The sequence below is a fragment of the Bradyrhizobium sp. USDA 3311 genome (assembly GCF_054062495.1).
In genome coordinates, this window is record NZ_JBSSFI010000001.1 from 3867919 (window position 1) to 3883542 (window position 15624).

A 15624-nucleotide genomic window follows, 5' to 3' on the forward strand; every position below is an offset into this window, starting at 1 on the left:
CCTCTGTCCGAAAGCGGCCGCCCATGCTCTCCCGTGAAGAACGCACCCCCTTTTCCGAGTGGTGGTGGACCGTCGACAAGCCGCTGATGGGCGCCATCCTGGCGCTGATGCTGACCGGCGTGATCCTGTCGCTGGCGGCGAGCCCGCCGGTTGCGACCCGCATCGGGCTCGACCCCTTCCATTTCTTCAGCCGGCACGTGATGTTCCTGGCGCCGTCCTGCCTGGTGCTGCTCGGGGTGTCCTTCCTGTCGCCGCGCGCGATCCGGCGAAGCGCGCTACTCATCTTCGCGGTCAGCATCATCCTGATCGCGGTGACGCTCGCGATCGGCCCCGAAGTGAAGGGCTCGCGGCGCTGGATCACGCTGCTCGGCGTCAACATCCAGGCCTCCGAAATCGCAAAGCCATCGTTCGTCGTCATTGCTGCCTGGCTGTTCGCGGAATCGACCAGGCGGCCGGAGATGCCGGCGACCTCGATGGCGCTGGTGCTGCTCCTGATGCTGGTCTCGCTGCTGGTGATGGAGCCCGACTTCGGCCAGACCATGCTGATCCTGATGGTGTGGGGTTCGCTGTTCTTCATCGCGGGCATGCGCATGATCTGGGTGTTCGGGCTCGCCGGCCTCGGCGCCGCCGGGCTGTTCAGCGCCTATTTGTTCGTCCCGCACGTCGCCGGCCGCATCAAGCGCTTCATGAATCCGGCCTCGGGCGACACCTTCCAGGTCGATACCGCCATGGAGGCCTTCTACAACGGCGGCTGGTTCGGGCTCGGACCGGGCGAGGGCATCGCCAAGCGCAGCCTGCCGGACAGTCATACCGACTTCGTGTTCGCGGTTGCCGCCGAAGAGTTCGGCATCATCCTGTGCCTCGCCATGCTGGCGCTGTTCGCCTTCGTCGTCATCCGCACGCTGTCGCGGGCCTATGCCAATGAGGACATGTTCTCGCGCTTTGCGGCCTCCGGCCTTGCGATCCTGTTCGGCGTGCAGGCCGCGATCAACATGTCGGTCAACCTCCAGCTCATCCCCGCCAAGGGCATGACGCTGCCCTTCATCTCCTATGGTGGCTCCTCGATCGTGTCGCTCGCCTATGGCGTCGGCATGATGCTGGCGCTGACGCGGCTGCGCCCGCGTACCGAGGTCGAGGCAAGCGGCCACGCCGAGGCGATGCGCAGCTACGCGTGACCGCTCTCGTGTCCCGGACGCGGTGCGGCACGAAGTGACGCTCCGCTGAGCCGGGACCCAGAATGCCGCACCAGTGGGCCCCGGTTCAGCAGCGCACCACGCCGCGAAAGGCGGCGCGCTGCGCTGCGCCCGGGGCACGAACACCTTCGTTGCCCGGCTCGCAATGACGGCGGAGGCCCTGTAAAAGGGCGTTTATGGAAACCTCCCCCTTGATTCTTCTCGCCGCGGGCGGCACCGGCGGCCATCTGTTTCCGGCCGAGGCGCTCGGCGTCGAGCTGATCCGGCGCGGCTTTCGCGTCCGCCTCGTCACGGATGAGCGGGCGCTGCGCTATAGCGGGCTGTTCAGCAAGGATATGATCGACGTCGTCTCGAGCGAGACTGCGCGCGGCCGCAATCCGTTCCAACTCGCCTATGCCGGCCTCACGCTCGCCGCCGGCACGCTATCAGCCTACAGCCTGATCAAGCGATTGAAGCCCGTCGCCGTCGTCGGCTTCGGTGGCTATCCGACGCTGCCGCCGCTGGTCGCCGCAAAATTCGCCGGCGTGCCCGGCATCATCCATGACGCCAATGCGGTGCTCGGCCGCGCCAACCGGTTTCTGTCGAGCCGCGTCCGCGCCATCGCGACGTCCTTGCCGGGCGTGCTCGACCGTGACCCCGCGCTATCGGGCAAGACCACGACCGTCGGCACGCCGATGCGGCCGGCGGTCCTTGCCGCTGCCGCCGTGCCCTATGCCGCGCCCGAGGCGAACGGTCCGCTGCGCCTGCTCGTCGTCGGTGGCAGCCAGGGCGCGCGCATCATGGCCGACATCGTGCCGGGCGCGATCGAGCGGCTCGAGCCAGCGCTGTGGGGCCGGCTCATCCTCACCCAGCAGGTGCGCGACGAGGACATGAATCGGGTGCGCGCCGTCTACGACAAGCTCAAGATCAACGCCGAGCTCGCGCCGTTCTTCACCGATCTGCCGGCGCGGCTCGCCTCCGACCATCTGGTGGTGTCGCGCTCCGGCGCCGGCACGGTCGCCGAGCTTGCCGCCATCGGCCGGCCCTCGATCCTGGTGCCGCTGCCGGGCTCGATCGACCAGGACCAGTTCGCCAATGCCGGCGTGCTGGCCAAGGTCGATGGCGCGATCCGCATCCCGCAGACCGAGTTCACCTCGGATCGGTTGGCTTCCGAAATCTCCGCCCTGGCCGCCGAGCCGGCGCGCCTTACCGCCATGGCCGCGGCCGCGAAGGGGGCAGGGCGGCTCGATGCCGCCGAGCGGCTGGCCGATCTGGTGGTCAAGGTCGCGGGCCTTTAGCACTCGTCATTCCGGACGGGCCGCAAAGCGGACCGATCCGGAATCTCGAGATTTCGGGTTCGCTCGCGCTGCGAGAGTCCCGGAATGACGAAAAAGGGCCGACTTTTGAATGTTACTCGTCATGGCCGGGCTTGTCCGACCAAGTCGGATTTATCCGACTTGGTTCTTTTAAAAATGATGGCACTCGGTATACCGGGTGCCTATGCATCCACGTCTTGCAAGAAAGACGCTGGGATTCGTGGATGCCCGGGACAAGCCCGGGCATGACGACCGAACGACGGGATAGAGCATGAGACTGCCGCGCGAGATCGGACCCATCCACTTCGTCGGGATCGGCGGGATCGGCATGAGCGGGATCGCCGAGGTGCTGGTCAATCTCGGCTATGCCGTGCAGGGCTCGGACGCCTCCGACAATTACAATCTCGACCGTCTGCGCAAGAAGGGCGCCAAGGTCTCGGTCGGCCACAAGGCCGAGAATGTCGACGGCGCCGAGGTCGTCGTGGTCTCCACCGCGATCAAGCGCGACAATCCGGAATTGATGGCGGCGCGCGAACGTCGCATTCCCGTGGTGCGCCGCGCCGAGATGCTGGCCGAGCTGATGCGGCTGAAGAGCTGTGTCGCGATCGCCGGAACGCACGGCAAGACCACGACGACCACGATGGTCGCAACACTGCTCGATGCCGGCGGTCTCGATCCCACCGTCATCAACGGCGGCATCATCAACGCCTACGGCTCCAACGCGCGCCTCGGCGCCGGCGACTGGATGGTGGTGGAAGCGGACGAGAGTGACGGCACGTTCCTGAAGCTGCCGACCGATGTCGCGATCGTCACCAATGTCGACCCCGAGCATCTCGATCACTTCAAGACCTTCGAGGCGGTGCAGGACGCCTTTCGTCATTTCGTCGAGAACCTGCCGTTCTACGGCTTTGCGGTGATGTGCATCGACCATCCCGTGGTGCAGAGTCTCGTCGGCAAGATCGAGGATCGCCGCATCATCACCTATGGCGAGAATCCGCAGGCCGATGTGCGGCTGGTCGACCTCACCCCGATGGGCGGCGGATCGAAGTTCAAGGTCGCGTTCCGCGATCGCAAGACCGGCGCCGTGCACGAGATTCCCGATCTCATGCTGCCGATGCCGGGACGCCACAACGCCTCCAACGCCACGGCCGCGATTGCGGTCGCGCGCGAGCTCGGCGTGTCGGACGAAGCGATCCGCAGCGCGATCGCCGGCTTCGGCGGCGTGAAGCGCCGCTTCACCAAGACCGGTGAATGGAACGGCGTCACCGTGATCGACGATTACGGCCACCACCCCGTCGAGATCGCGGCGGTGCTGAAGGCGGCGCGCGAATCCACCAACGGCAAGATCGTCGCCGTGGTGCAGCCGCATCGCTACACGCGCCTGCAGTCGCTGTTCGAGGAATTCTGCACCTGCTTCAACGATGCGGACGCGGTCATCGTCGCCGACGTCTATGCCGCCGGCGAAGCGCCGATCGACGGCATCGACCGCGATCATTTCGTCGCGGGCCTGCGCGCCCACGGGCATCGCGAGGTGGTCCCGCTGCCGGCGGCGCCGGAGCTCGCGGGCATCGTCAAGGGGCTCGCGAAGTCGGGCGATCTCGTCGTGTGCCTTGGCGCCGGCAACATCACGCAATGGGCGTATGCACTGCCCGGCGAATTGAAGGCGCTGGGGTAGGGCGGCGATGCTGCACTCGTTGCTTGCCACACGGAATGGTGCGCTCCCTCCCCCCTTGTGGGGGAGGGTAAGGGAGAGGGGTAGCCACGAACTCCGATCTCGCTTGGGGCTACCCCCCTCCCTTACCCTCCCCCACAAGGGAGGAGGGAACGGAAGCAGTCTGCGTCGCTCACTTTTGGGGAGCGTTCGCGCATGAGCTTCCCCGACATCACACCCTCACTCAACGCGACGATGCCTGATCTGCGCGGCCGGCTGCTGGCCAACCAGTCGCTCGCCGAGCTGACCTGGTTTCGCGTCGGCGGTCCCGCGCAGGTGCTGTTCACGCCGGCGGACGAGGACGATCTCGCTTATTTCCTCGCGCATCTCGCGTCCGACATTCCGGTCTACGTCGTCGGCGTCGGCTCCAACCTGATCGTGCGCGACGGCGGCATCGCGGGCGTGGTGATACGCCTCGCGCCGCGCGCCTTTGGCGAAGCGAGCGCGAGCGGTGACATCGTCACCGCAGGCGCTGCTGCGCTCGACAAGCGCGTGGCGGAGGTGGCGGCATCCGCCAACATCGGCGGCCTCGAATTCTATTTCGGCATTCCCGGCACGATCGGCGGCGCGCTGCGCATGAACGCGGGCGCCAATGGCGGTGAGACCAAGGACGTGCTGATCGAGGCGCGCGGCGTCGGGCGCGACGGCAAGAAGCACGTCTTCTCCAATGCCGACATGAAGTTCGTCTATCGCAACAGCGGCGTCGATCCCTCCATCATCTTCACGTCTGCGCGCTTTCGCGGAGAGGTCAAGGATGCGGATGCGATCCGCGCGCGCATGGCGGAGGTGCAGAGCCATCGCGAGACCGCGCAGCCGATCCGCGAAAAGACCGGCGGCTCGACCTTCAAGAATCCGCCCGGCCATTCCGCCTGGAAGCTGGTCGACGCTGCCGGCTGCCGGGGCTTGCGCGTCGGCGGCGCGCAGGTCTCCGAGATGCACTGCAATTTCCTGATCAACACGGGCGATGCCACCGCGCACGACATCGAGACGCTGGGCGAGACCGTGCGTGCGCGCGTGAAGGCGAATTCCGGAATTGAGCTACACTGGGAAATCAAGCGGATCGGGGTTTCATGATCACCGTCATTCCGGGGCTCGCGAAGCGAGAGCCCGGAATCCATCGGGCGGCAGAGACGGTGGAGAGATGGATTCTCAGATGCGCAATTGCGCATCGTAGTTCGCGACTTCGTCGCGCCCCGGAATGACGAACTAGAGAGATCGCGGACTATGAACATGCGCATCACCATCCTCTTCGGCGGCTCCAACCGGGAGCGTCTGGTTTCGGTTGCCTCGGCCCAGGCGCTGCATCAGGCGCTGCCCGAGGCCGATCTGTGGTGGTGGGACGTCGAGGACAGGGTGCATGTCGTCCAGTCGAAGCAGTTGCTCGAACATGCCCGTCCGTTCGAGGACGAGTTCAAGCCCGGCACATCAGGCATTCCGCTGGTGCAGGCGCTCGACCAGGCCAAGGCGGAAGATCGCGTGCTGGTGCTCGGCCTGCATGGCGGATGTGCCGAGAACGGCGAATTGCAGGTGATGTGCGAGGCGCGCGGCGTGCCGTTCACCGGTTCGGGCTCGGCCTCCTCGCATCTCGCCTTCGACAAGATCGCGGCCAAGCATTTCGCCGCGCTCGGCGGCGTGACACCGCCCGCAAACATCGCGCTGGAGGATATCGACGCGGCCTTCGCCGAATACGGCCGGCTGATCGCAAAGCCGGCGCGGGACGGGTCGAGCTACGGCCTGATCTTCGTCAACGCCAGGCAGGACCTCGTCGCCGTCCGCAATGCCGCGAAGCACGAGGAGTATGTGATCGAGCCCTATATCGCCGGCGTCGAGGCGACCTGCGGCGTGCTGGAGCGCACCGACGGCTCGATCGTCTCGCTGCCGCCGATCGAGATCATTCCGGGCGAGGGCAATTTCGACTACGCCGCAAAGTACCTTCTGTCGACGACGCAGGAGATCTGCCCCGGCCGTTTCACGCCCGAGATCACCGCCGCGCTGAAGCAGCAGGCGATGCTGGCGCACCGGGCGATGTCCTGCACCGGCTATTCCCGCTCGGACTTCATCGTCTCGGCCAAGGGGCTCGTCTATCTCGAAACCAACACGCTCCCCGGGTTGACCAAGTCCTCGCTCTACCCCAAGGCGCTGAAGGCCGAGGGCATCGCGTTCGTCGACTTCCTGCGCGGCCTGGTCGAGCTCGCCGGGCGGGGTGTACGGAAATAATTAGGACTGGTTAACGGCCAAACGGGCGAAACGGCCCGTTTTGGGCCCCAAATCCGGTAAAATGCCGGACATCGCGGCATAAATGCCTCACAGGGCTGGGCAAAAAGCGTCCCGCGTTAACGAACTTTACCTTTTGTTTACCAGGACATCCGAAGGTTAACGCTGGCGGCGCATATGGCGCTTTGGCTGCCGGCGCGTGAGCTGTTGCGGGTGATGTCACCTCCAGCGAACGCTTTGATGGGAGAGGCTTCGTCTGCTGATCCGACCCGGCAAGTCCGAGACGTCATGTTCGCCAGGACCCGCGCGATGTCGCGGGCAAACTGTTGACGAGCTCGTGCAATGGATGGTGCAGGAAGCCTCACCCGGTCGTTTTTCAGATCGCTGAGGCCCCAAGCTGATCTGAAGGCGGCCGCTATCGGAGCGGTCGTGCTTCTGCGCGAGTGGGTGCAGGACAAGCGCCAGGAAAGACTTCACGCCGCACGCGCTGCCGCCAAGGACAAGATCAAAGCGAAGGCCGTGGTCGAGCGCGAGCCGCCGCCGCGCGTGGTCGCGCTGGTCGAGCGCTATCTGCCGCGCCGGGTCGGGATCAGCATGACCGTGCTGCTGCTGATCGGTAGCTGCGGCTTCGGCATCGTCAAGGGAGGCCATCTCCAGGACTTCGTCACGGCGGTCAGCGACGCCCGCAACGCGATGGCCAATTCCGCCGGCTTCCGCATCACCTCCGTCGTGATCAACGGCCGCAAGCAGCTCACCCAGGACGAGATCCTCGCGATCGGCGGCGTCAGCGGCCGTTCCTCGCTGCTGTTCCTCGACGCCGACGCCGTGCGCGACAAGCTCAAGGCCAATCCCTGGATCGCGGATGCGACCGTGCTCAAGCTCTATCCGGGCCAGCTCATGATCGAGCTGACCGAGCGCAAGGCGTTCGCGCTGTGGCAGGAGGCCGGCCGCCTCTCCGTCATCGCCGATGACGGCGCCGTGCTCGAGCCCTATGTCTCGCGCCGGTTCCTGTCGCTGCCGCTCGTGGTCGGCAAGGGCGCCGACACGCAGGCCCGCGATTTCCTCGCGCTGCTGGCGCGCTATCCGCAGGTCAACTCGATCACCAAGGCCGCGATCTTCGTCGGCGAGCGGCGCTGGAACCTGAGGCTCAAGGACGGCCTCGACATCCGCCTGCCCGAGCAGGACGTCGGCAACGCGCTTGCAATGCTGTCCAGGCTCGACAAGGAAGACAAGCTGTTCTCCCGCGACATCGTCGCCGTCGACATGCGCCTGCCCGATCGCCTGGTGGTGCAGCTGTCCGAGGACGCCGCCAAGGCGCGCGAAGAGCAGTTCAAGGACAAGAAGAAAAAGAAGGCCGGGGACGCTGCATGACCGGTCTCGATCGCACCCAGACGCCGAAGACGCGCCAGATGCCGCACAAGCGCGGCGGCCTCGTCGCCTGCCTCGACATCGGCACCAGCAAGATCGCCTGCATGATCGCGCGGCTGAAGCCGTCGGCGCCGAGCGAGGCGTTGCGCGGCCGCACCCACGCGGTGGAGCTGATCGGTTACAGCCAGATCCAGTCGCGCGGCATGAAGGCCGGCGCGGTGGTCGATCTCGGCGAATGCGAGCAGGCGGTGCGCCAGGCCGTCGGGCTTGCGGAGAAGATGGCCAAGGTGCGGGTCGAGTCCGTGCTGCTCTCGGTCTCCGGCGGCCGGCTCTCCGGCCAGCTGGTCGAAGCCGCCGCCGACATCCGCGGCGGCGCCGTGACGCCGGCCGACGTCAGCCGCGTCACTTCCACCGGCATGCGCCACGCCACCGGCGAGGGCCGCACCGTGCTGCACGCGCTGCCGGTCGGCTACACGCTCGATGGCGTCAAGGGCATCCGCGATCCCCGCGGCATGGTCGCGCATCAGTTCGGTGTCGACATGAACGTCGTCACCTGTGACGCCACCGTGGCGCGGAACCTGATGCTCGCGGTGGAGCGCTGCCACATCAATGTCGAAGCCATGGCGGCGAGCCCCTATGTCGCCGGCCTGTCGGTGCTGACCGACGACGAGGCCGATCTCGGCGCGGCCGTCGTCGAGATGGGCGCGGGCACCACCACAATGGCGGTCTATGCCGGCGGCCGCTTCGTGCACGCGGCCGGTTTTGCGGTCGGCGGGCAACACATCACGATGGATCTCGCGCGCGGACTGTCCGCGACCATTGCCGATGCCGAGCGAATCAAGACGTTATACGGGACCGTCATCACCGGCGGATCGGACTCGCGTGAGCTGATGTCTGTGCCGACAGCCGGTGACGAGCAGGATCTGCCACAGATCGTCTCCCGCGCCACCATCGCCAACATCGTCAAGCACCGTGCCGAGGAAATCTTCGAAATGGTCCGGGACCGGTTGAAGGATTCGCCCTTCGCATCAGAGCCCAACGGCCGCGTCGTGCTCTCGGGCGGCGCCTCGCAACTGACCGGTCTCGTCGAACTCGGAACACAGATTCTCGGCCGGCCCGTGCGGGTCGGACGTCCGCTCGGCTTCGGCCGGCTGCCCAACGAGGCGAAGAACGCCGCGTTCGCGGTGCCCGCCGGACTCCTCGTCTACCCGCAATATGTTCACCAGGAGCATGTCGAACCGCGGCATACGCGGCAGCAGGTCAGGACAGGGACCGGCGGTTATTTCGGAAAGGTTGGACGATGGCTACGCGAGGGCTTCTGATGACTCCTTTCCGCAATTTCTCATTTTCACCAACTCCCGCGGCCGCCGGCCGGGGCGAACCCACGCGCGCGTGATCGAGAGGCAAACATGACCATCAGCATCAATGTTCCTGACATTCACGAACTGAAGCCCCGGATCACCGTGTTCGGCGTCGGCGGCGCCGGCGGCAACGCCGTCAACAACATGATCACGGCGGGCCTGCAGGGCGTCGACTTCGTCGTCGCCAACACCGACGCGCAGGCGCTGACGATGTCGAAGGCGCAGCGCATCGTGCAGATGGGCACGGCGGTCACGCAAGGTCTCGGCGCCGGCTCGCAGCCGAACGTCGGCGCCGCGGCGGCGGAAGAGGTGATCGACGAGCTGCGCGACCATCTCTCGGGCGCCAACATGGTGTTCGTCACGGCCGGCATGGGCGGCGGCACCGGCACCGGCGCTGCTCCCGTCATCGCCAAGACTGCGCGCGACATGGGCATCCTCACCGTCGGCGTCGTCACCAAGCCGTTCCACTTCGAAGGCGGCCGCCGCATGCGCACCGCCGAAGCCGGCATCAACGAGCTGCACAAGGTTGTCGACACGCTCCTGATCATCCCGAACCAGAACCTGTTCCGGGTTGCCAACGAGAAGACCACCTTCGCCGACGCCTTCGCGATGGCCGACCAGGTGCTCTATTCGGGCGTCGCATGCATCACCGACCTGATGGTCAAGGAAGGCCTGATCAACCTCGACTTCGCCGACGTGAGAGCGGTGATGAGGGAGATGGGCAAGGCGATGATGGGCACCGGCGAGGCCTCCGGCGACAAGCGCGCGCTGACCGCCGCGGAAGCCGCGATCGCCAACCCGCTGATCGACGATAGCTCGATGAAGGGCGCCAAGGGCCTCCTCATCTCCATCACCGGCGGCAAGGACCTCACGCTGTTCGAGGTCGACGAGGCCGCAACCCGCATCCGCGAGGAAGTCGACCAGGACGCCAACATCATCGTCGGCGCCACCTTCGACGAAGCGCTCGATGGCCTGATCCGCGTCTCGGTCGTCGCCACCGGCATCGAGCAGGCCGCGATCGCCCGCAACAGCCAGGCTACCTCCGCTCCGGTCGCGAACGCAGCGCCGCAGGTGCAGCAGGCTCCCGCAGCTCCGGCCGCCGCGGCCGAGAGCCGCCTCGCCGACCTGACTGCGCGTCTGCGTGCCGACAACCAGCGCCTGGCCGAACGTGCCCAGAAGCTGGATGCGCAGGCCCCGGTGTCTGGATTCGCGCCGGCCGCTGCCGCGCCGGTGGCGCCGCGTCCGAACGTCGAGCGTGCTGCGCTCGCCGCAATCGCGGCTGCCGTTGCCGACGTTCCGCAGGCGCCCGCGCCGATGCAGACCTATGGCGACGTCACCGTGCGCCCGATCGCGCAGAAGCCGACCTTGTTCCCGGAGCCTGAGCAGGCCCCGGTCGCGATGCAGGAGCCGATGACGCCGGAAACCTTCATCCCGCCGCAGGCCGAGCGTGCGCCGATGCGTGCGCCGCGGATGCCGCGCCTCGAGGAGCTGCCGATGCCGGCCCAGGCCGAGATTCGTCAGGCCCGCGGCGAAGTCGAAGAAGAGACCCCGCAGAAGACCCGCCTGTCGCTGCTCCAGCGCCTCGCCAATGTCGGCCTTGGCCGCCGCGACGAGGAGAGTGAGCCGCCGGTCGCCGCCCGCACCGCTGGTCCGGCGATACCGCCGCTGCCGGAGCGTCGTCCGCAGAAGAGCGTGGCACAGCAGATCGCGGCCACCGAACCGGTATCGGAGTATGCGCGGCGTCCCGCGCCGCAGGGCCTCGACGTGCATGGCCGTTCCGCGCCTGTTGCGCCGGCGCCACAGGGTGACGACCATCTTGATATCCCGGCCTTCCTGCGGCGTCAGGCGACCTGAGGATTGTTACAATAAGGCAGACGCAAAGAGGCCCCGGCAGCAAGCTTGCCGGGGCCTTTCCATTTTCACCGGGCATGCCCGGATTGCATGGCCAAGCAACTGATTTTAAATCATTAATTATGCATTGGGTGGTTCAGTAAAACCGCCGGCAGCAGCCCAAAACCTCGGTGCAATTTGGTTAAGCCTTGGCGCGAATACGGCAGGTTTGGGGTAACAATCGGTAAAAAAGCGTGAGTTGGCGCTGTTTGAGGCAGTGACTATGGTTTGCCGTGACTTGGGGATACGGATTCGGACGGCGGCCTTGGCCGGTCTGTCAGGTTTGTATAAGTCGCAGTGGTCGTAGTGGGGCGGTTCCTGATGAAATTTAGCCGGCAAACAACGCTTCGTGCGCAAGCCACCGTGGTTGGCGTCGGCGTTCATTCCGGTCTTCCCGTCACCCTCACGCTTGGACCTGCGCCTGTTGACGCAGGTTTTGTTTTTGTCCGTACCGGCCTTGAGGGAAGTGACCGCGAAGTTCAGGCGACCGCCGAGCAGGTGATCGCGACCGATCTCGCCACCGTCCTCGGCGATCGCGACGGTCCGCTGGTCTCCACCGCCGAGCACGTGCTTGCTGCGCTGCGGGGTATGGGCGTTGACAACGCAGCTATCGAGATCGACGGGCCGGAAGTGCCGATCATGGACGGCAGCGCCGCGGCCTTCATTGCGGCGATCGAGCAGGCAGGCATCGTCACCCAGCCGGCGCAGCGCCGCTTCATTCAGGTTTTGAAGCCGATCTCGGTCAAGATCGGCGACTCCTTCGGCGAGATCCGGCCCCACGCCAACGGGTTCCGCGCCGAGGTCGAGATCGATTTCGCCAACCCCGTCATCGGCCGGCAGAGCTACGCCTTCGACCTCAACCCGGAACGTTTCCGCCGCGAAGTCGGCCGCGCCCGGACGTTCGGCCTGATGTGCGACGTCGCCCGGCTCTGGAGCGCGGGCTACGCGCTCGGCGCCTCCTTCGACAACACCGTCGTGTTCGACGATGAGCGGCTGCTCAACACCGAGGGCCTGCGCTACGCCGACGAATGCGTCCGCCACAAGGTGCTGGACGTGATCGGCGACCTCGCGCTGGCCGGCCTGCCGCTGCTTGGCGCCTACCGCTCGGTGCGCGGCGGCCACAAGCTCAACCACGCCGTTCTGACCGCGCTGCTTGCCGACCGTACCGCCTGGCGGGTGGTCGAGGGCGAGGCGGTCCGCCGCACCACGCGTCCCGTGGCCGAAACCGGTCGCGGTATTGTCGGCGGCCGGATTGCCGCGGCCTACGGGCCGGACGTGTCCTGAAGACACCTGTGGCCGCGGGCGTCTGGCGGCGGCTGTCCCCGGGAAACTCCTGGTAACCATGATCGACTAGCATTGCGGCACGTTCGCCTTAATCCGGGCGAAATGCCTGCCCATACGGTTGGTTAACGATCGTTTTTCGGATACATCGGCGTGGTCGCATGGCAGGCACCACGGCATCATTTCGCGCCCATGACGGGGTTCGTGGGCTGGCGGGCACCGCATCACAGGGCGTCAGGGCTTAAAACTCATGTCGGCACAGCGTATGACGCGCGGATATCTCTCGATCTCGCCTCGCGCGCGCGGGGCGCTTCAGGCCGCCACCTTCATCATGCTCGCGCTGCCGCTGGCCGGCTGCGGCACCGGCGCGCTGTGGGACAAGTTCACCGCCAAGGACGACACCTTCGTCGAGGAGCCCGCCGACAAGATCTACAATGAGGGCCTGTACCTCATGAACGAAAAGAAGGACATGAAGGCGGCGAACAAGAAGTTCGAAGAGGTCGACCGCCAGCATCCTTATTCCGACTGGGCCCGCAAATCGCTGCTGATGTCCGCCTATGCGTCCTACCAGGGCGGCGACTATGACGGCTGCATCGGCGCCGCCACCCGCTATGTCACGCTGCATCCCGGCAGCCCGGACGCGGCCTATGCGCAATACCTGATTGCCGCCTCGCATTACGACCAGATCCCGGACATCAGCCGCGACCAGAGCCGCACCGAGAAGGCGATCGCCTCGCTGGAAGAGGTGATCCGCAAATATCCGACGTCCGAATACGCGACCTCGGCCAAGGCCAAGATCGAGGGCGCGCGCGACCAGCTCGCCGGAAAGGAAATGAACGTCGGCCGCTATTACATGCAGAAGCGCGACTACACGGCGGCGATCAACCGCTACAAGGCCGTGGTCACGCAGTACCAGACCACGCGCCATGTCGAGGAGGCGCTCTACCGGCTGACCGAAGCCTATATGGCGATCGGCATCGTCGGCGAGGCGCAGACCGCGGCCGCTGTGCTTGGCCACAATTTTCCTGACAGCCGTTGGTACAAGGACGCCTATAATCTTGTAAAATCGGGTGGTCTCGAGCCGAGCGAGAATCAGGGGTCCTGGATCAGCAAGACCTTCAAGAAAATGGGCCTCGGCTAGGAAATTTGGTTCCATGCTAGCGCGTCTGTCGATCCGTGACATCGTCCTGATCGAACGGCTCGATATCGAATTCGCGACGGGCCTCGCGGTTTTGACCGGCGAGACCGGTGCGGGCAAATCCATCCTCCTCGATGCCTTTGCGCTGGCGCTCGGCGGCCGCGGCGACGCCGGCCTCGTGCGCCACGGCGCGGAGCAGGGGCAGGTCACGGCCGTCTTCGATATCCCCAAAAATCACCCCGCGGCGGCGATCCTCGCCGAGAACGGTCTCGACGACACCGGCGAGATGATTCTCCGCCGCGTCCAGCTCGCCGACGGCCGCACCCGCGCCTTCATCAACGACCAGTCGATCAGCGTGCAGACGCTGAAGGCGGTCGGCGCCGCTCTGGTCGAGATTCACGGCCAGCATGACGAGCGCGCGCTGGTCGATGCCGCCACGCACCGCCGCCTGCTCGATGCCTTTGCCGGCCTCGAGAAGGACGTTGCGGTCGTCGAGTCGCTTTGGGATGCGCGCCGCACCGCCAACACCGAGCTGGAGGAGCATCGCGCCGGCATGGAGCGGGCCGCGCGCGAGGCCGACTATCTGCGCCACGCCTCCGACGAGCTGAAGCAGCTCGCCCCCAAGGACGGCGAGGAGACCTCGCTGGCGTCCCGCCGGACCACGATGATGCAGGGCGAGAAGATCGCCTCCGACCTGCGCGAGGCGCAGGAGGCGGTGGGCGGCAACCACTCTCCGGTCGCGGCGCTGTCGGCCGCGGTGCGCCGGCTGGAGCGCCGCGGCGTCAATTCGCCGGCGCTGGTCGAGCCCGCAGTCAAGGCGATCGACGCCGCGATCAACGCGCTGGAGGAAGCCGACCAGCATCTTCAGGCCGCGCTCGCCGCAACCGATTTCGATCCGGCCGAGCTCGAACGCATCGAGGAGCGGCTGTTCGCCCTGCGCGCCGCCTCTCGCAAATATTCTACGCCGGTCGACGGGCTCGCCGCGCTCGCCGCCAAATACGCCGCCGACGTCGTGCTGATCGATGCCGGTGCCTCGCGCCTGAAGAAGCTGGAGCAGGCTGCGATCGAGGCAGATAGCCGCTATGCCGCTGCCGCCAAGAAACTGTCGATGGCGCGGCAGAAATCGGCAGAGAAGCTCAACAAGGCCGTCAATGCCGAGCTCGCCCCGCTCAAGCTCGAGCGCGCGAAATTCATGACCCAGGTCGAGACCGACGAGGCCGCGCCGGGGCCGCAAGGTTTTGATCGCGTCGAGTTCTGGGTGCAGACCAATCCGGGCACCAAGCCGGGCCCGCTGATGAAGGTCGCCTCCGGCGGCGAGCTGTCGCGCTTTCTCCTGGCGCTCAAGGTCGTGCTGTCCGACCGCGGCTCGGCGCCGACCCTCGTGTTCGACGAAATCGACACCGGTGTCGGCGGTGCGGTCGCGGACGCCATCGGCGGGCGCCTGGCGCGGCTTGCCGGCAAGGTCCAGGTGATGGCCGTGACCCACGCCCCGCAGGTCGCCGCGCGGGCCGACCAGCATCTGCTCATCTCCAAGGACGCCCTCGACAAGGGCAAGCGCGTCGCCACCCGCGTCAACGCGCTGGCCGCCGACCACCGCCGCGAGGAGATCGCCCGCATGCTCGCCGGCGCCGAGATCACCGCCGAGGCACGGGCGGCCGCGGACCGGTTGCTCAAGGCGGCGACGGCTTAGTTACACACTGTCATTCCGGGGCGATGCGAAGCATCGAACCCGGAATCTCGAGATTCCGGGTTCGGCTCTTCGCCGCCCCGGAATGACGGGCTTAGCTGCAAATCGATTCGTACAGATCATCCCAAGTCGGGTTCGTTTTCTCGATCAACTGAACCTTCCAGGCTCGCTTCCACTTCTTCAACTCCTTCTCACGCGATATCGCTGAAATCGGATCATCATAAATCTCGAACCAGACCAGCCGAGTAATATTGTATTTCGTTGTGAATCCGGGAACAGCCTTGATTCGATGCTCGTAGGTGCGGCGTACGAGGTCGTTGGTGATGCCGACATAGATTGCTCCATCGCGGCGGCTTGCTAGGATATAGACGTAATACGCCATGAGCCCCTCACCACCGTCATTCCGGGGTGCACGAAGTGCGAACCCGGAATCTCGAGGTTCCGGGTCTGGTCCTTCGGACCATCCCGGAACGACGAGCTAGAACC

At 66.1% G+C, this 15624-nt stretch carries 12 protein-coding genes; 11 read left to right on the top strand and 1 reads right to left on the bottom strand.

The annotated features are described in order from the left end of the window. Positions 1-23: 23 nt before the first annotated feature. The 11 genes from ftsW (at position 24) to recN (ending at position 15141) form a co-directional block, all read left to right on the top strand. A complete protein-coding gene (ftsW, locus tag ACVWW6_RS18365; protein ID WP_028176246.1) occupies positions 24-1175 on the top strand; it encodes a putative lipid II flippase FtsW in 1152 nt (383 codons plus the stop codon). Positions 1176-1369: 194 nt separating this feature from the next. Next, positions 1370-2470, top strand: coding sequence for an undecaprenyldiphospho-muramoylpentapeptide beta-N-acetylglucosaminyltransferase (murG, locus tag ACVWW6_RS18370; protein WP_456681188.1), 1101 nt, complete (start codon positions 1370-1372; stop codon positions 2468-2470). Positions 2471-2759: 289 nt separating this feature from the next. Next, entirely contained in the window at positions 2760-4163 is a 1404-nt protein-coding gene (gene murC / locus ACVWW6_RS18375; protein WP_271551333.1) for a UDP-N-acetylmuramate--L-alanine ligase, read from the top strand. A 192-nt stretch (positions 4164-4355) separates the two neighbouring features. Next, on the top strand, positions 4356-5273 hold the full coding sequence (gene murB / locus ACVWW6_RS18380; RefSeq protein WP_456681189.1) for a UDP-N-acetylmuramate dehydrogenase: 918 nt from the start codon (positions 4356-4358) through the stop codon (positions 5271-5273). A gap of 156 nt (positions 5274-5429) precedes the next feature. After that, entirely contained in the window at positions 5430-6416 is a 987-nt protein-coding gene (locus ACVWW6_RS18385) for a D-alanine--D-alanine ligase family protein (protein ID WP_060912671.1), read from the top strand. Positions 6417-6755: 339 nt separating this feature from the next. Next, positions 6756-7784, top strand: coding sequence for a cell division protein FtsQ/DivIB (locus ACVWW6_RS18390; protein WP_028176241.1), 1029 nt, complete (start codon positions 6756-6758; stop codon positions 7782-7784). Next, a complete protein-coding gene (ftsA, locus tag ACVWW6_RS18395; RefSeq protein WP_011089337.1) occupies positions 7781-9103 on the top strand; it encodes a cell division protein FtsA in 1323 nt (440 codons plus the stop codon). Before ACVWW6_RS18390 ends, ftsA begins: the two co-directional genes overlap by 4 nt. 87 nt (positions 9104-9190) lie before the next feature. Then, positions 9191-10996, top strand: a complete 1806-nt coding sequence (gene ftsZ, locus ACVWW6_RS18400; RefSeq protein ID WP_011089336.1) for a cell division protein FtsZ — start codon at positions 9191-9193, stop codon at positions 10994-10996. A gap of 357 nt (positions 10997-11353) precedes the next feature. Further along, entirely contained in the window at positions 11354-12316 is a 963-nt protein-coding gene (gene lpxC, locus ACVWW6_RS18405; protein WP_011089335.1) for a UDP-3-O-acyl-N-acetylglucosamine deacetylase, read from the top strand. 247 nt (positions 12317-12563) lie between these two features. Further along, positions 12564-13454 (top strand): outer membrane protein assembly factor BamD, encoded by an 891-nt coding sequence (locus tag ACVWW6_RS18410; protein WP_271551329.1) that lies wholly within the window; start codon positions 12564-12566, stop codon positions 13452-13454. Between the two features lie 13 nt (positions 13455-13467). Continuing rightward, entirely contained in the window at positions 13468-15141 is a 1674-nt protein-coding gene (gene recN, locus ACVWW6_RS18415; RefSeq protein WP_011089333.1) for a DNA repair protein RecN, read from the top strand. A gap of 91 nt (positions 15142-15232) precedes the next feature. On the opposite strand, the gene ACVWW6_RS18420 is transcribed toward recN, so the two are convergent. Continuing rightward, positions 15233-15520: a GIY-YIG nuclease family protein gene (locus ACVWW6_RS18420; RefSeq protein WP_011089332.1), complete on the bottom strand. Its 288-nt coding sequence runs from the start codon at positions 15518-15520 to the stop codon at positions 15233-15235. Positions 15521-15624 lie beyond the last annotated feature (104 nt).